The sequence below is a fragment of the Stenotrophomonas maltophilia group sp. Smal13 genome (assembly GCF_030236855.1).
Lineage (GTDB): Bacteria > Pseudomonadota > Gammaproteobacteria > Xanthomonadales > Xanthomonadaceae > Stenotrophomonas > Stenotrophomonas maltophilia_A.
On the sequence record NZ_JASJSQ010000055.1, the window covers coordinates 1 to 17,223 of the forward strand.

Consider the following 17,223-nt stretch of genomic DNA (forward strand, 5'->3'; position numbering starts at 1 on the left):
CCTCAATGCGGCGCCAGGAGCATCGAACTGGCCATGCACCGCCTGCATCTCTGGAACGGCCCAGGCCTGGGCACCGAGGGTGCCGCGCGACTGGCACGACGCGCCGCGTTCGCGGCCGAACTGCGCGACGGCGAAACCCTGGCGCTGGCACAGCACCAGGACGACCAGGCCGAGACCTTCCTGTTGCGCGCCCTGCGCGCTTCCGGCGTTGATGGCCTGGCGGCGATGTCCACGCACAGCCGCCTTGGCGAAAAGCCTCTATGGCGACCGCTGCTGGCAGTGCCACGCAGTGCACTCCTCGACTACGCCCACCAGCATGCACTGCACTGGATCGAAGACCCCAGCAATGCCGACGACCTCGCCGATCGCAACTTCCTGCGCCTGCAGGTACTGCCACTGTTGCGCCAGCGCTGGCCGCATGCCGCTGCGGCGATGGCGGGCAGCGCAACGCACTGCGGGCAGACCCGCGAACTGCTTGACGAGGAAGACGCCGAGCTGATCGCACACCTGGAAGTCGCTCCACGCGTGCTGTCGCTGCAGCTGCTTCGCCAGGTCTCAACGGGCCGTGCCGCACGCGTGCTGCGTGCCTGGGTGGCCGGCCACGACGCGGCACCGCTGCCGGCCACCGTGCTGCAGCAGGCGCTGGACGAGCTGCTGCCGGCCGACAACGATCGCCAGGCGCGGGTGCGCTGGCACGATCACGCGATCCAACAGTGGCGCGACCACGCCTACCTGCTGCCGGCCCGGCTGCCTGCGCTTCCCCACGAGTGGCAGGCCGAATGGGATGGACGCGCACCGCTGGCACTGCCCGATGGCGGACAGCTGCGCCTGCAGGGCACCCCGGCCTTCGATCGCCCGCTGCAGGTCCGTGCACGCGTGGGCGGTGAGCGCATTCTGCTGCCCGGTCGCCAGCATTCGCACGCATTGAAGGACTGCCTGCAACGCGAACACCTCGCCCCCTGGCGACGCGCGCAGCTGCCGCTGATCTTTGATGGCCCGCAGTTGCTGGCCGCCGCCGACGTGGTCATCTCCGCACCGCTGCAGGCCTGGCTGCAGGCGCATGGCGCACAGTTGCAGTGGCGCCCGGGCGGCTGGTGAATTGACCCCCGCGCGCGGCCCGTCCACACTTGCCGCATGGCCAAGAAGTCCCCCGAAAACGCCTCCCCTGTCGCCCAGTTCGAGCAGTCGCTCGAATCGCTGGAGCAGCTGGTGGAGCAGATGGAAACCGGCGAGCTGAGCCTGGAAGCTTCGCTCAGTGCTTACGAACGTGGCGTCGGTCTGTATCGCCAGTGCCAGCAGGCGCTGGAGCAGGCCGAGCTGCGCGTGCGCCTGCTCAGCGATCCGGCGCAGCCGGAAGCATCCGAGCCTTTCGATCCGCCCAGCCATGACAGCTGAGGTTCTGTTCGCGCGCTGGCGCGACCGTATCGAAAGCCAGCTCGACGCCGCGCTGCCCTCGCCTGCCGAAGCGCCGCAGCGCCTGCACCAGGCCATGCGCTATTCGGTGCTGGGCGGTGGCAAACGCATGCGCCCGCTGCTGGTCTACGCCAGTGGCCACCTGTTCGGTGCGCAGCCGGAAAGCCTGGATGCGGCCGCCATGTCCGTCGAACTCATCCACGCCTACTCGTTGGTGCATGACGACCTGCCGGCGATGGATGACGACGCGCTGCGTCGCGGCAAGCCGACCACCCACATCGCCTTCGATGAAGCCACCGCGATTCTGGCAGGCGACGCGCTGCAGACCCGTGCCTTCGGCCTGCTGGCCGATGCACCGCTGCCGGCCACGCTGCGCGTGGCCTGCCTGCAGACCCTGGCCCACGCGTCCGGCGCCGCTGGCATGTGCGGCGGCCAGGCGCTGGATATCGATGCCACCGGCCAGCAGCAGACGCTGGCGGCATTGACCCGCATGCATGCCCTGAAGACCGGCGCGCTGATCCGTGCGGCGGTGCGCATGGGCGCGCTGTGCGGCCAGGCCCACGAACCTCAGCTGGCCCAGCTGGACAGCTTCGCCGACGCACTCGGCCTGGCCTTCCAGGTTCGCGATGACATCCTCGATGTCGAGGCCAGTTCCGAGCAGCTGGGCAAGACCGCCGGCAAGGACCAGGCGCAGGACAAGAGCACCTTCCCCGCCCTGCTCGGCCTGGACGGGGCGAAGGCCCAGCTGCACGAACTCGCGGCACGCATGCAGGCGATCCTGGCCGGGTACGGCGAAGAGGCCGATGCACTGCGTGCGCTGGCGACGCTGGCGGTCGAACGCGATCATTGATCGCTCGCCGGGCACCGCCCGTCGCTCCCCGCACATGAAAACGCCCGGCAATGCCGGGCGTTCTCAATTCCGCATGCCGCCGGTATTACTTGATCAGGCGCAGTGCGAACGGGTAGCGATAGGCTTCGCCGTTGTTGGCCTTGACCGCTGCGATGATGCTGAACACCAGGCTGATGATGCCCACGATCGGGGCCAGGAACACGCCGATGATCACGATGGTCAGGATCATGCTGATGACCATGGCGATGGTCACGGTGATCTGGAAGTTCAGGGCTTCCTTGGCCTGGTCGGTCACGAAGGCCTTGCCCGCTTCATCCTTGTTGATCAGCCAGATGATCAGCGCGCCGATGAAGCCGGTGAAGATGCCCAGCAGGTGCGCGGCCAGGGCCATGGTGCGCTGGTCGGCCGGCACGTCGGTGGTGGCCGGCGGCGGCGGGACGTTATCGAATTCGCTCACGACAAAACTCCTTTTCATTGGGTGGTCTTGACCCACCAGCACCAAGCTGGTTGCGTCAGGCGGGCATAGCTTACGCCATCGACGCCATCAATCATTACCGGCGATGGTCATCCGCCCCAGCAGGATCGAACCGGTCCGGATGTGCGAGCGCGGGTCGACGTCACTGCCGACCGCTTCGATACTGCTGAACATCTCGCGCAGGTTGCCGGCGATGGTGATGCCATCCACCGGGTACTGGATCTCACCATTCTCGACGCGGAAGCCGCCGGCACCGCGCGAGTAGTCGCCGGTCACCCCGTTCACGCCCTGCCCCATCAATTCGGTCACCAGCAGGCCATCGCCCATCTGCCGGGCGATGTCCTGCAGGGAGCCCGCGTTGGCGGCCAGCTGCAGGTTGTGCACGCCACCGGCATTGGCGGTGGTCTGCAGCCCCAGCTTGCGTGCCGAGTAGCTGCCCAGCACATAGCGCTGCAGCACGCCGTCACGGACCAGGGCCGAAGCACGCGTGGCCACGCCGTCACCGTCGAAGGCGGCCGAGCGCAGGCCACGGCGCAGGTGTGGCAGTTCCTCGATCTGCATCCATTCCGGGAACAGGCGCTGGCCAACGCTGTCCAGCAGGAAGCTGGCCTGGCGATACAGGGCCCCGCCGGACACCGCCGACAGCAGGTGCCCGACCAGGCTGCGCGCCACTTCCGGGGCGAACAGCACCGGCATGCTGCCGGTGGCCATCGAGCGAGGCTGCAGGCGGGCGACGGTGCGCTCGGCAGCACGACGACCGACCAGGCCCACCTCTTCCAGATCCTCGCGGACCAACGCGCTGGTGTACCAGCCATCGCGCTGCATGCCATCGCCCTGGCCGGCGATCAGCGCACAGCCCACCGAATGATGGGTGCCACGCTCACGGCCGAAAAAGCCATGCGAATTGGCGTACACCGACAGGCTCTGCATGCTCGACACCGAGGCGCCGTCGGAATTACGGATCTGCGCATCGGCCTCACGGCCTGCGCTCTCGCAGGCCAGGGCCAGGTCCACCGCCTCGTCGGCCTGCAGCGCCCAGGGGTGCCAGGCATCCAGATCCGGGAAGTCGGTGGCCATCAGCGCGGCCTCGGCCAGGCCGGCAGCCGGGTCATCTTCGGTGTGCCGGGCGATCGCACAGGCCTGCTCGACCGTGGCGGCAAGGCTGGCCTCGTTCAGGTCGCCGGTGCTGGCGCTGCCCTTGCGTTGGCCGAAATAGACGGTGACGGCGATACCGCGGTCACGGGTGGACTGCACTGTCTCCACCTCGCCAAGGCGGACATTGACCTCCAGGCCACGATCCTCGCTGCAGCTGACCTCGGCCTGGCTGGCGCCCAGCGCACGGGCGCGGTCGAGCAGCTGCTGGGAGAGGTCGGCCAGCCGTTCCAGCCGGGCCAGGCTGTCGTCGCCGACAGCGACTTCAGGGGCGATCACGTTCAATGCTTTATCCTGTACGGGTTGGGCCCGGCATCACGCCGGGCGACTTTTTTTGAAATCAGGTAGGAACGATGCGCGGACGCGACGAAGAAACCGGTGAATTCCACGACAAGAGCCGCAGCCAGAACCGGCGCGACGCGCTCGACGTCCTGGCCCTGGGCGAGAAGCTGGTGTCGTTGACCCCGGCCCAGCTGGCACGCCTGCCGATCCCGGAAGACCTGCTGCCGCATATCGCCGAGTGCAAGCGCATCACCGCCCACATCGCCCACAAGCGCCAGCTGGCGTTCCTGGCCAAGCACATGCGCCGCGAAGAAGACGCCACGCTGGATGCGATCCGCGATGCGCTGGACGCCAACAGCGAAACCGGCCGCCGCGAAGTGGCGATGATGCACCGCGCGGAAGACTGGCGCGAGCGCCTGCTGGCCGAGGGTGACAAGGCGCTGGCTGCACTGCTGGACGACTACCCGCAGGCCGACCGCCAGCAGCTGCGCACGCTGGTGCGCAATGCCCAGGCCGAAAAGGCCAGGAACAAGCCGCCACGCGCCTACCGCGAAATCTTCCAGGTGCTGCGCGCCCTGATGCTGCCGGCCGCACTGGGCCTGAAGGCCAGCGCCGAAGACGCCGACCCCGTCGACAGCGACGAAGCCGACGAGGACTGAGTCCGCGCCGGCCTGGGCGGTGGCGCTGGCCATCGCCCGGCTCAGGCCTGGGTACCGCCGACCGTGATGCCCTCGATCAGCAGCGAGGGCTGGCCGACACCCACGGGCACGCTCTGCCCGTCCTTGCCACAGATGCCCACGCCCTCGTCCAGGGCCAGATCGTTGCCGACCATGCGCACCTTCTGCATGGTTTCCGGACCGTTGCCGATCAGCGTCGCACCCTTCACCGGCGTGGTGATGCGGCCATCCTCGATCAGGTAGGCCTCAGTGGCCGAGAACACGTACTTGCCGCTGGTGATGTCGACCTGACCGCCACCGAAGTTGACTGCGTACAGGCCCTTCTTCACCGAACGGATCATTTCCTGTGGGTCGTGCTGGCCGGCGCGCATGTAGGTGTTGGTCATGCGCGGCATGGTCAGGTGCGCGAACGATTCGCGGCGGCCGTTGCCGGTCGGCGCCATGCCCATCAGCCGCGCATTGAGGCTGTCCTGCATGTATCCCACCAGAATGCCGTCCTCGATCAAGGTGGTGCACTGGGTCGGATGGCCCTCGTCGTCGATGTTCAACGAACCACGGCGTCCGTCCAGCGTGCCGTCATCGACGATGGTCACGCCCGGGGCGGCAACGCGCTCGCCGATGCGGCCCGCGTAGACGCTGGTGCCCTTGCGGTTGAAGTCGCCTTCCAGGCCATGGCCGACCGCTTCATGCAGCAGCACGCCGGGCCAGCCCGGACCAAGCACCACCGGCATCACCCCGGCCGGTGCCGGAACGGCGTCCAGGTTCACCAGCGCCTGGCGCAGCGCCTCGCGGGCAAAGGCCTCGGGGCGGCCGTCGGCGAACAGCTCCTCATACCCGTAGCGGCCACCACCGCCGGCATAGCCGGACTCGCGGCGGCCGTTGTGCTCGACGATCACCTGCACGTTCAGGCGCACCAACGGGCGCACGTCAGCGCCCAGCACACCGTCGCTGCGGGCGATCAGTACCGTATCGACGCCGCCGGACAGGCTCACCATCACCTGCTTCACGCGCGGGTCGGCGGCGCGCAGGTAGCCATCCAGGCGCTTGAGCACCTCGACCTTGGCCTCGTTGCCGATGCCATCGATCGGGTCCAGCGCCGGGTACAGCGCGCGCGCGTTGCCGCGCAGCAGCGACCGCCCGGACTGGGCGCCACCTTCACGCGAGATCGCACGCGCCGACTGCGCCGCCGTCAGCAGCGCATCGGCATGGATGTCGTCGGAGTAGGCGAAGCCGGTCTTCTCGCCGGAAATCGCCCGCACGCCCACGCCCTGCTCGATGGAATGGGCGCCGTCCTTGACGATGCCGTCTTCCACGCTCCAGCTCTCGCGGCGGGCATGCTGGAAATAAAGGTCGCCGAAGTCCACACCGGGGCCGAGCAGCTGGCCGAAGGTGCGCTCCAGGCCAGCGGTATCCAGGCCGCCGGGGCGCAGCAGGCGGTCTTGGGCAAGCGTCAGGGCGATATCAGTCATGGTTCTCGATCTGGGGATGCGGGGGCGCTCAGGCAAGCCCCGTGAACAGGAAAGCCGCGCTCAACGCGAGCGCGGCAGGCCGGTGACGGTCGGCGGAATGGCCGGCGCCGGTGCCGGTACGGGTGGCGGAGCCTTGTCGCGGCTGCGCTCGATCACTTCCACCTTCGGTTCCTTCCATGGACCGGTCACCTTGTAGGTACGGGCGCCAATCTCGCCCAATGGCTTGGACAATACCGCATTGGTGGCCGCGCCCAGCGCCGCCCCCACCGGGCCACCGGCGACCGCACCCACCACGGTCAGCAGATTGCCTGCACGCGGGTTGACGTCGATGGTCTGGTCGAACTGCTGGTTGCGCAGGTCGGCCTGGCCGCGGATGGTGATGTTGGCTGCCGGGCCTTCGATCAGCACTTTGTCGGTGCGTGCCATGCCCTGGCCGAACTGCATGCTGCCGTCGATCTGGTTGAACGCGAAGCCCTTGGAGAAGAAGTCGCGGAAGTCGAACATCAGGCGCCGCGGCAGCTGGGTGACACTGAGCAGGCCCAGCACCCGGCCGGCGCCCGGTTCCAGCTCCAGCAGCTGGCCGTTGCGCGCGTGCAGGTCCAGGCGGCCCTGCAGGTTGCCCAGCTGGAAGTCCGACGGCCCCCCACTCCACGTGGCCTGCAGCTGCGCCTGGCCGGAACCGCCACGCAGCTGGCCGCCGTAGTCGAGGTTCTGCATCAATCCGCCCAGGTCCTCGCTGCGCACCTGTGCGGTCAGCTCGGTGCGGGCACCACCGGTGCGGCCCAGCCAGCGACCGCTGATGTCGATCTCCTGGTCGGGCGCACGGAAGCGCAGCTCGTCCACGTTCAGGCCATTGGCCAGCGGCCGCGTACGCAGTACCGCCTGGCCCAGCACCACCTTGCCGAACTTCAGGTCGGCGATGTCCAGCGCGAACGGCGGCAGCTTGGCCGGGTCCATGTCGTTGGCGCCGGCCTGTACCCGTGCCGGTGCGGCCGGTGCACCCAGAGCCGCCGGCAGGGATTGCCAGTGCACGCGGTCGAGCTGGCCACTGATGGTGCCGCCGTCTGCATTGGGGACGGTCAGGCGCCCGGCCAGCGACGGGCCGTCCAGGCGCACATCCAGTGCCTGCGCGCCCGGGCGCAGCTGCAACCGGGTCTGCTCGAACACGCCACCGATCAGCTTCAACTGGCCGACCTGCACGTCCACCGCACGCAGCGGCATGGCGTCGTCATCACTGCCACCCCGCGCCAGGCTGATCCATTCCAGGGCGTCCAGGGTCGGGCTGCGGCCATTGACGGTCAATCCGCTCGGCGGCGGCTCGCGGTCGACATGGTCGCTGCCCAGCGTCACCTGCACACCGGTCTGGTTGTTGTGGCTGCGTGCGGCCAGCGCCAGGCGCTGGCCGAACGCCACGTCGATGCGGCCGGCCCCCATCGGCAGCTGTGCAGCCACGGTGGTCGCCAACGGCTCGGCAGCCGGTTTGTCCAGCGGCGCCGGCAGGTCCAGCCGGGTCCCGACCAGATCGGAGCTCAACCGCAGCTCGCTGGGCGGCGCAGGCGCCCCCGGAGTGACCTTGGGCAGGCTGACCGCGATGGTCCACGGCGAGGTTCCGGTGATGTAGGGCTTGAGCCAGGCCATCTCCGGCGCGCGGTCGATCAGCACGCCAGCATCCAGCGTGGCCGACAGCTGCGATTCGAAGGCCAGTCTGCTGTCGTGCACGTAGCCACCGGCACGCAGGCTCAGGCGACCATCCTGGCCGAGGTGGCGCACCGACAGTGCCTCGGCATCGAAACCGCCATTGCTGTAGCGCGCCTGCCCCTGCATGTTGTCGAAGGCGAGCTGGAAGCGCTTGTCGACCAGCTTCACGCCGGCCAGATCAACCGTCCCCTGCAGGTGGCCGCCACCTTCATCGTGGTGCAGTGGCTGCAGCAGATCGAAGGTCACATGCGCCGGGCCGGCAGCAGTGAGGTTGTCCAGGGTGTCGCCATAATCCTTGTGCAGCGGGCTCTGCCGCAGCATCGCCAGCAGCTTGCCCGCCTCGCTCTGCGCATCGGCGCGCACATACAGCGGCTGCTGCCCGAAATCCGGAATGCCCGCCTCGAACTTCTGCACCGCCACACCGGCCAGATCGCCGCGCCCATGCATGTCGAAGCCGGGGCCGATGAAGGCGATATCGGCGTCGACCTGGCTCATCAACGGCCAATCGTGCTGGAAACGGATGTCACCGTTGGTGATATGGCCGGTGGCCTCGAAGCGGCCATCGTTGTTGTCGAACGGCCAGTCGTCCAGGTCGCCACTGACCAGGCCGATGCCATTGCGCACCTGGCCGCCGGCCAGCGCCATGTCCAGCCAGTCGGTGGCGCCCTTGCTCATCTTGGAGTGGATCCAGAAGCGCTTGGCCGCAGTCATCGGCACGTCGTCCAGCTTGGCCGCCAGCTGCAGCCACGGCCGCGTACCGTCCCCCTGGAACCAGACCCCGCCGCGCACGTCGGCCGCATAGTCGGTGCCTTCCACGCGCATCGCCGCAGTACCGATACGCCAACCACCGCCCTCGTCGCGCCAGCCCACCACCTGTCCCGCCAGATGCAGGTCATGACGCACACCAAAGCCGGTCGGCCAATCGAACTGCAGCTGCCGTTGCGGCTGCAACTGCAGGCTGAAGCCATCCGCGTCGCCTTCGAAGCGCCCGCCCAGGCCGCGCAGGCCGGGCGAATTGCCCACGCTGGCGAAGCCCAGCGACTGCAGTTCGCCCTGCGCCCACAGCGGGCCATCGCGATCGCCCGCCAGCTGCAACTCGCGCACCTCCAGCTGCGGCCTGGACAGGAACAGCCAGCGACGCAGGCCCGGTTCGAGACGATCGCTCAGGGCCAGCGCACGCAGCGCGGTGCCGGCCTGCACTTCGCCAGAACGGACCCGGAGCTGCTTGCCAAGCTGCAGCTGCAGGCCATCGAGCTGCTGCTCGCCCTCTTCGGTTTTCAGGCGCAGGCGCGGCACCTGCAACGCCCAGCCATCAGCCTGGCGCTGCCAGCGCAGGCGGGCCTGCAGCCGCTGCAGCTGCAGCTGCGGTGCAGCCAGCTCCGGCATCGGCGCACCGTCGATGCGTACGTCGCGCAGGTCCGAATCGGTGGTCAACGCCACCGGCGCGAAATCACGCAGGGTCAGCCACAGGTTCAGTTCGCCCTTGCCCTCGCGAAGGCGAACGCCGCCGGCCGCCAGCAGCGGCGACCAGGCATGGAAATCGACCGGATCGGCGCCCAGCCAGGCCTGGCCATTGCCGCGCACGCGGTCCACGTCCAGCACCGCCGTCAACGGCAGCGCTTCGGTCTGGGCCCAGGCACGCACGCCTACACGCAGGCGGTCGCCGTTGACCCGCAGGCGCACGTCGATGCGTGGCAGCGTGGTGTCGATTCCCAGCCCCGGCGCATGCACGCCCAGGCGGCCTCCGATCACCTGCAGTTCGCCCAGCCGGCGCAGCGCATCCAGCGGGTCCCCGCCATTGGCGGCCTGCGGCAGGCCGCGTACCGACCAGCGACCGTCCTCGCCCTGCTGCAGGTCGAGCGCCAGGCCACGCAGGCGCAGCTCGGTCAGCGACCGGCCAGGCAACAGGCCGCTGTACATCGATACCAGCACTTCGGCCTCGCCGATCGCCAGGCCCTGGCCGGCGCCGATGCGCAGGCCCTTGAGCTGCAGCAGCGGGCCGCGCCGGGTCCAGGCGGTCTGCAGCTGGTCGAAACGCACCGGCTGGCCAGCGCGTTCACTCAGCCAGGCGGCAATCCTGTCGGGATGGCGCTCGGCCAGCGGCAGCAGCTGGCTGAGGGTGCCCACCAGCAGTGCAAGCCCGACCAGGCCCACCGCGCAGGCGGCAATGAAATGACGGCGGATCCTTCGCAGTCGCAGGCGCGGCGGCGCGCTCATCGGCCACCGCCGGCCTGCGGCCGGCGAGGATCAGAGCAGAACGACATCGAATTGCTCCTGCAGGTACTGCTCGTCCGCCTGGAAGCGGATGCTCTTGCCGAGGAATTCCTCCAGCTCGGCCACCGCCGCGGATTCCTCGTCGGTGATGCGCGCGACCACCTTGGTCGACGCGATCACCAGCAGGCGCGCGGCATCGAACTGGCGCACGGCACGGGTGATCTCGCGGAAGATCTCGTAGGTCACCGTCTCGGTGGTCTTGATGCTGCCGCGGCCGCTGCACTGCGGGCAGGTTTCCGACAGCTGGCGCTCCAGGCTTTCCACCGTGCGCTTGCGGGTCATCTCCACCAGGCCCAGTGGCGAGAAGTCGTACACCGTGGTCTTGGCATGGTCGCGGGCCAACGCCTTTTCCAGGGTGCGCAGCACCTGGCGGCGATGCTCGGCATCGTCCATGTCGATGAAATCGATGATGATGATGCCGCCCAGGTTGCGCAGCCGCAGCTGCCGTGCCACCGCCTGTGCAGCTTCCAGGTTGGTGCGGAACACCGTCTCTTCCAGGTTGCGCTGGCCGAGGAACGAACCGGTGTTGACGTCGATGGTGGTCATCGCCTCGGTCTGGTCGATCACCAGGTAGCCACCGGATTTCAGCGGCACCTGCTTGTCCAGCGCGCGGCCGATCTCGTCCTCCACCCCGAACATGTCGAAGATCGGGCGATCACCGCTGTACAGCTCGATCTTCTCGGCCAGCACCGGCATGTACTTGGCAACAAAGGCCTGCAACTGCGCGAAGGTCTCCTTGGAGTCCACCTTCACCTTGTCAACGTCCTTGCGGATCAGGTCGCGTACCGATCGCAGCGGCAGGCTCAGGTCTTCATAGATGTTGCTGCACGAGGCCGCTTCGCGGCCACGACGCTCGACCACGTTCCAAACGCGCGACAGGTAGGCGATGTCCTCGGCGATGGCCTCTGCCGGCTGGCCCTCGGCATTGGTACGCACGATGTAGCCGTAGCCCCCGTGCTGCGCCGACAGTTCGGTCACCAGCGCCTTCAGCCGGGCGCGCTCGGTTTCATCCTCGATGCGTGCGGAAACGCCCACGACCTTGGATTGCGGCAGCAGCACCATGTAGCGCGAGGGAATGCTGATCTGGGTGGTCAGGCGTGCGCCCTTGGTCCCGATCGGGTCCTTCACCACCTGCACCACGATGTCCTGGCCGTCGCGCAGCAGCTCGACGATCGGCACGCTGGATGGCGGCGGCAGCGTGGTGTTCTCGGTATCGGCACTGGCCACCGGCGCCGGCCGCACCACGTCGTTGGCATGCAGGAACGCGGCACGCTCCAGCCCGACTTCGACGAAGGCGGCCTGCATGCCGGGCATCACCCGCTGCACCTTGCCCTTGTAGATGTTGCCGACCACACCCCGGCGCCAACCGCGCTCGATGTGCAGTTCCTGCAGCATGCCGTTCTCGATCACCGCGACCCGGGTTTCGCGCGGGGTCACATTGACCAGGATTTCCTCAGACATCGGCAGCCTCCCTGGCGGCATCGGCAGTTGTGGCCGGCACGCCGCAGCGCGCCAGCAGACGATCGGTATGCAGCAATGGCAGCCCCATGACGCCGGAGTAGCTGCCGGAAAGATGTTCGATCCAGCGCTCGGCCCCGCCCTGGATGGCGTAGGCCCCGGCCTTGTCCAACGGCTCGCCGGTGGCCACGTAGGCGGCGATGTCGGCAGCGTCGATCGGGGCGAAGGTCACTTCGGAAATGACCAGTTCGCTGTCCAGCCCGTCCGCGCCGACCACCACCACGGCGGTCATCACCTGATGGGTACGCCCGGCAAGGCGCGCCAGCATCGCCCGCGCATCGGCGGCGTCAGTGGGCTTTCCGAACACGTCGCCATCCAGCACCACCTCGGTGTCCGAGCCGAGCACGCGCGCCTGCGGGTCATCGGCCAGCACCCGGGCCAACCCGGCGCTCGCCTTGTCGGCGGCGACCCGGCAGACATACTGTTCGGCGCTTTCAGCGGGCGCGCGCTGCTCGACGACCTCCAGGTCCAGGGCCTGGAAGGGGCGTCCGAGTCGGGCCAGCAGCTGGTTGCGTCGGGGGGAGCGGGAAGCAAGATAGAGCATCGGCACAGCATAACCTGAGGCCGCCACCTGAATCGTCGGCAACCCGTCCCGGAACGTGCGCAACCCCGAACGGGCTCACAGCGCGTTCATCGCTACGACACCACCCTCAACGGCACAACAAGGAGTTCTCCATGCGCCTGACCGCCACCCCGCTGCTGCTCGCCCTGTCCCTCGCCCTTGGAACCTCGATGACCGCCCATGCTGCCCCGTCGTCGCCGTCGATCGCCGCCCCGGCCGAAGGCACCCTGCTGAACATCTCGGCCAATGCCGAGGCGACCCGCGTGCCGGACGTGGCCACCCTGTCGGCCGGTGTGGTCACCCAGGCCGCCGATGGCAACAGCGCCATGCGCCAGAACGCCCAGCAGATGGACAAGGTACTGGCCGCGATCAAGGCCGCCGGCATCGCCGAGCGCGACGTGCAGACCAGTGGCGTCAGCCTCAATCCGCAGTACCGCTATGCCGACAACGAAGCACCGAAGATCACCGGCTACCAGGCCAGCAACACGGTCAGCCTGAAGGTGCGCGACATCGCCAAGCTGGGCAAGGTGCTGGACGCACTGGCTGCGCAGGGCGCCAACCAGATCAACGGCCCCAGCTTCGAGATCGACCAGCCGGAACCGGTTTATGACGAAGCCCGCCTGGCTGCACTGAAGAAGGCCCAGGCCCGCGCCCAGACCTATGCGAAGTCGCTGGGCCTGCAGGTGCGCCGCATCGTCAGCATTTCCGAGAACGCTGGCGGCGGCTACCGCCCGATGCCGATGATGCGAGCCATGTCGGCCGGCGCGGCGATGGACAAGGCCACCCCGGTCGCACCGGGTGAATCGACCGTCTCGGTCAACCTGGACGTGGTGTTCGAACTGGGTCGCTGATCCCGTTCGCCATTGCCGACAAAGGCGGATCCCGCAGGGGGTCCGCCTTTTTCATGCCCGCAGCCGGCGTTGGCTGAAGGCCAGCCCAACGATCGCCCCCCTGCCTCTAGGCAGTGGCCGCCCTGTCGCGCTACTGATGGACTGCCAGCCGCGTGCGGCAACCCCGCCACGGGCCCTGGTGCGTTGAGGACTTCGTCACTGGCATGGAGGTGGACCATGGTTCGTACGTATCCCGTTGCATCCCCGCATTTCGACCCCGCCCGCGTTGCCGCCTGGAGCGCGGCCATCGCCCTGCATCTGCTGGCCTTCCTGTTGCTGCTGATCCCGGCGACCTACCAGGCCGTGCAGGTCCCACGTGACAAGACTGCGGTCAGGCTGATCGAGAAGATCCCGCCACCGCCCACGCCGCCGGTTCCGATCCCGCCGAGAGAGATCGTCCAGGTGGTGCCGAAACCCCGGACGCAGCCGGTAGCACCGCCACTGCCTGCACCCACCGCGACCGTGGAGGAGACCCAGGGCATCGCACTGCCGGCCGCCGAACCGGCCCCGCCCCAGCTGGCACCGAGCATCGATACCTCCACGCCTCTGGCCGGCGCCCAGCTGCAGTACCGCAGCGCCCCGCCGCCGGCCTACCCGCTGGCGGCACTGCGCAACCGCGAGCAGGGGACGGTGCTGTTGCGGGTAGAGGTGGACTCCCACGGGCAGCCGGCGGTGGTCAGCATCGAGCGCAGCAGTGGCTCGCGCAGCCTGGACCAGGCCGCACGCCAACAGGTGCTCAGGCACTGGCGCTTCGAGCCGGCCCAGCGTGATGGCGTGGCCGTGCCGGCCATCGGCATGGTGCCGGTGCAGTTCTCGCTGCCGGACTGAGGTGATCGCCGGCCCGGCTGCTTGCCGGGCCGGCGCTTCCGTCCGGGCGGGTACGGACGGAACAGGATCAACTGTTATTGATTAAGCAAAAATTCACGACTTCGTCACCTGTCGGAAACCTAGATTGGTCCGTCCCGGAATCTTCCGGAGACAGCCCTCAACGCTACGGTTTTCCAGTTAGGAGAGAAGCTGTGAAACACCTGATCCAACGGCCCGCCAGCCGCCGCCGCACAACCCTGGCATCGTCCATCACCCATATCCTTACCGGCGGCACGCTGCTGCTGGTTGGCGCCGTGGCTTCCACCTCCGCTTTCGCGCAGGAAAAGGCCACCAACCTGGACCGCATCACGGTCACCGGTTCGAACATCCCGCGCACCAACACTGAAACACCGTCCCCGGTGCAGGTGGTGACCCGCCAGGAAATCGACCGTACGGGCAAGACCACGGTTGCCGAGTACCTGCAGACACTGACCGCCGACGGTTCCGGCTCCATTCCCAAGACCTTCGGCAACGGCTTTGCCGGCGGTGGTGCCGGCATCTCGCTGCGCGGCTTGGGCGCGGGTTCGACCCTTGTCCTGTTGAATGGTCGCCGCATGGCCACCTACGGCCTGGCCGATGACGGCCAGAAGGTCTTCACCGACCTGAGCACCATCCCGCTCGACGCCGTCGAACGCGTGGAAGTGCTGAAGGACGGCGCCTCGGCGATCTATGGTTCCGACGCCATCGCCGGCGTGGTCAACATCATCCTGCGCAGCGATTTCCAGGGCGCGATCCTTCGCGCCTCTTACGGCCTGTCTGGCGACAGCGATGGCGACGCGAAGAAGGCGACCCTGACCGCCGGTACCGGCGATCTGGCCACCGACGGCTGGAATGCCTTCTTCAGCCTGGATGTGGCAAAGACCGACGCGATCAAGATCAGTGATCGCAAGAACCGCAAGTGGATCGGTACCGGCGATACCCGCCCGTGGGGCTATGGCAACAACGCCCAGTTCCTCGGCGGCGCCTTCCTCAGCGGCAAGACCCGCGGCGGTGTTGGTCCGAACGGTTCGGTGTATGACGATCGCAATGTGACCAAGGACAATCCTGCCTTCCTGGTCGCATTGCCGGGCTGTGCTGGCCTGACCACCATTCCCGGCCAGACCGAGACTACTGCACAGGCGCAGGGCTGCCTGTGGGATCCGAACCAGCTGTATCGCGATCTGACCCCGGAAGAGAAGTACGTCAACGTGTTTGGCCGTGCCAGCTTCGCGTTTGGTGAAGGTGGCGAGATCTACACCGAAATCGGCTACTCGAAGAAAGAGACCACCTTCAGCAACACCCCGTCCGGCGTATCCGGCAGCTGGGGCTTCCCCGAAGGCCCGGTCAACGGCAACAGTGGCCCGGGCGCAGTGGTGCTGGGCCCGAATCATCCTGACAATCCCATTCCCGGCCAGGCCTCGCGCCTGCGTTATTCGGCGTGGGATGTCGGTCCCCGCGTGACCAACAACACCAATGAGTTCACCCGCTTCCTGGTCGGCGTCAAGGGCAACTGGGGCGACTGGAGCTACGACACCGCCTATCTGCACTCGGGCACTGATCTGGTCAACAAGCGCACCGGCTTCCTCAACTACGACAACGTACGTTGCGCATTGGCCAACCCGAACTGCGCCGGTGGTGTTTGGCGCATCGGTGACAACGCGGGCATGAACTCGCAGGCGTTGTACGACTTCATCTCGCCGGATATCAGCGCCCGCGCCAAGTCCAGCCTGGACATGTTCGACTTCACCGTGTCGCGCAGCCTGATGGACCTGAAGGGTGGCCCGCTGGGCCTGGCATTGGGTACCGAATGGCGCAAGACCAGCAACAGCCTGACCCCGCAGACCTACACCGACAAGGGCCAGATCATCGGCCTGGGCTACTCGGCCTACGACGGCACCCAGAACGTGTACGCAGGCTACGTTGAGCTGTCTGCGCCCGTGCTGGAAACCCTGGAACTGTCCGGTGCGGTTCGCTACGACAAGTACGAGAGCGGTGAAGGCAAGGCCACGCCGAAGATCGGCATCAAGTGGACCCCGGCCGACTGGATCGCACTGCGTGGCAGCTACGCCGAAGGCTTCCGGGCACCCAACCCGGCCGAGAACGGCGATGGTGGCCTGGCAGCGTTCTCCAACGCGTCCGATCCGGTACGTTGCCCGAACGGCAACCCTGCACCGGGTGCCACCGGGGATGACTGCGGTGCCCTGCCGGTGGCCATCATCACCCGCCCGAACAAGGATCTGAAGCCGGAAGAGTCCAAGAGCTACTCGGTGGGTATCGTCCTGCAGCCGACGTCCACGACCTCGCTGACCATCGATGCCTGGCAGATCAAGCGCACCAACGAAATTGCCCAGGGCAGCACCTCCGAAGCCATCGCCGCCGGCAACGTGTTGCGTGACAGCAACCTGCTCAACGGCGTGCCCGGCACCGGCAGCATCCTGGCAGTCAACACGCAGTACATCAATGCCGCATCGACCCGGGTCCGGGGTATCGATACCGATATCCGCCAGACCTTCGACATCGGCCCGGGCCAGCTGGAGATGGACCTGCAGTGGAGCCATGTGCTCAAGTTCGAGCGCACCGATGCCGACGTGACGGTTGACTACGCGGGTACTCACGGCAACTGCGACGTGACCAACTGCATCGGCACCCCGAAGGACCGCATCAACTTCGGCACCACCTGGAGGCAGGGTCCGTGGAGCGTCAGCGGCGTTGCCAACTACATCTCGAAGATGGACAACAAGGACTTCCGTGGTCCGAACGGCTCCTATCTGTTCGCGTATGCAGACGGAACGGACGTCAAGAAGATCTCCTCGTTCACCACCTTCGACCTGTCGGGCCGCTGGAACATCACTGAAGCCTTCGAGTTGAACGCCTCGGTGCAGAACGTGTTCGATCGCATCGCGCCGCTGGATCCGTCCACCTACGGCGGTGTCAACTACAACCCGCTGCACTTCAGTGGTGCCATCGGTCGCTACTTCACCGTCGGTGCCAAGTACACCATCAAGTAATACAGGCAACACCTTTCAACGCAGCAACTTCGAAGGCCCGGGCAGCTGCCCGGGCCTTCGTCGTTCCGCCCCTTGCAGGCATGTTCACGGGCACATGGCTACCGTGTGC

Annotated in this window: 13 protein-coding genes; 7 read left to right on the plus strand and 6 right to left on the minus strand. The window is 67.5% G+C overall.

The genetic code is table 11. The features are described from left to right. The 3 genes from tilS to QRO95_RS16835 all read left to right on the plus strand — a co-directional run. Positions 1-1,098, plus strand: a 1,098-nt coding sequence (tilS, locus tag QRO95_RS16825) for a tRNA lysidine(34) synthetase TilS (protein ID WP_285303048.1), incomplete at its 5' end; no start/stop codon positions are given. A 36-nt stretch (positions 1,099-1,134) separates the two neighbouring features. Further along, entirely contained in the window at positions 1,135-1,395 is a 261-nt protein-coding gene (locus tag QRO95_RS16830; RefSeq protein WP_285303049.1) for an exodeoxyribonuclease VII small subunit, read from the plus strand. Beyond that, positions 1,385-2,263 (plus strand): polyprenyl synthetase family protein, encoded by an 879-nt coding sequence (locus QRO95_RS16835; RefSeq protein WP_049462723.1) that lies wholly within the window; start codon positions 1,385-1,387, stop codon positions 2,261-2,263. Before QRO95_RS16830 ends, QRO95_RS16835 begins: the two co-directional genes overlap by 11 nt. 85 nt (positions 2,264-2,348) lie before the next feature. On the opposite strand, the gene QRO95_RS16840 is transcribed toward QRO95_RS16835, so the two are convergent. Beyond that, positions 2,349-2,720, minus strand: a complete 372-nt coding sequence (locus tag QRO95_RS16840; RefSeq protein ID WP_343237333.1) for a DUF4870 domain-containing protein — start codon at positions 2,718-2,720, stop codon at positions 2,349-2,351. An 87-nt stretch (positions 2,721-2,807) separates the two neighbouring features. Further along, on the minus strand, positions 2,808-4,175 hold the full coding sequence (gene pmbA / locus QRO95_RS16845) for a metalloprotease PmbA (protein WP_285303051.1): 1,368 nt from the start codon (positions 4,173-4,175) through the stop codon (positions 2,808-2,810). Positions 4,176-4,243: 68 nt separating this feature from the next. Here pmbA and yjgA point away from each other — a divergent pair, with 68 nt between their 5' ends. Then, a complete protein-coding gene (gene yjgA / locus QRO95_RS16850; protein WP_049398682.1) occupies positions 4,244-4,831 on the plus strand; it encodes a ribosome biogenesis factor YjgA in 588 nt (195 codons plus the stop codon). A gap of 41 nt (positions 4,832-4,872) precedes the next feature. Here the strand turns inward: yjgA and tldD are convergent, their stop codons facing one another. The 4 genes from tldD to QRO95_RS16870 are packed head-to-tail and all read right to left on the minus strand — an operon-like array spanning position 4,873 to position 12,352. Then, positions 4,873-6,318 carry a metalloprotease TldD gene (gene tldD, locus QRO95_RS16855; RefSeq protein WP_032128992.1) on the minus strand — a complete coding sequence of 482 codons (1,446 nt, stop codon included), beginning with the start codon at positions 6,316-6,318 and terminating at the stop codon, positions 4,873-4,875. A 60-nt stretch (positions 6,319-6,378) separates the two neighbouring features. Continuing rightward, entirely contained in the window at positions 6,379-10,233 is a 3,855-nt protein-coding gene (locus QRO95_RS16860; protein ID WP_285303052.1) for a YhdP family protein, read from the minus strand. A gap of 30 nt (positions 10,234-10,263) precedes the next feature. Further along, positions 10,264-11,751 carry a ribonuclease G gene (gene rng / locus QRO95_RS16865; RefSeq protein ID WP_010482960.1) on the minus strand — a complete coding sequence of 496 codons (1,488 nt, stop codon included), beginning with the start codon at positions 11,749-11,751 and terminating at the stop codon, positions 10,264-10,266. After that, positions 11,744-12,352: a Maf family nucleotide pyrophosphatase gene (locus QRO95_RS16870; RefSeq protein WP_285303053.1), complete on the minus strand. Its 609-nt coding sequence runs from the start codon at positions 12,350-12,352 to the stop codon at positions 11,744-11,746. The genes rng and QRO95_RS16870 overlap by 8 nt, the downstream gene beginning before the upstream one ends. 131 nt (positions 12,353-12,483) lie before the next feature. On the opposite strand from QRO95_RS16870, the gene QRO95_RS16875 reads away from it, so the two are divergent. From QRO95_RS16875 to QRO95_RS16885, 3 genes are all read left to right on the plus strand, one after another. Further along, on the plus strand, positions 12,484-13,221 hold the full coding sequence (locus QRO95_RS16875) for an SIMPL domain-containing protein (protein WP_006382138.1): 738 nt from the start codon (positions 12,484-12,486) through the stop codon (positions 13,219-13,221). Positions 13,222-13,437: 216 nt separating this feature from the next. Then, on the plus strand, positions 13,438-14,088 hold the full coding sequence (locus QRO95_RS16880; protein ID WP_285303054.1) for an energy transducer TonB: 651 nt from the start codon (positions 13,438-13,440) through the stop codon (positions 14,086-14,088). A 191-nt stretch (positions 14,089-14,279) separates the two neighbouring features. Next, positions 14,280-17,114: a TonB-dependent receptor gene (locus QRO95_RS16885; protein WP_285303055.1), complete on the plus strand. Its 2,835-nt coding sequence runs from the start codon at positions 14,280-14,282 to the stop codon at positions 17,112-17,114. Positions 17,115-17,223 lie beyond the last annotated feature (109 nt).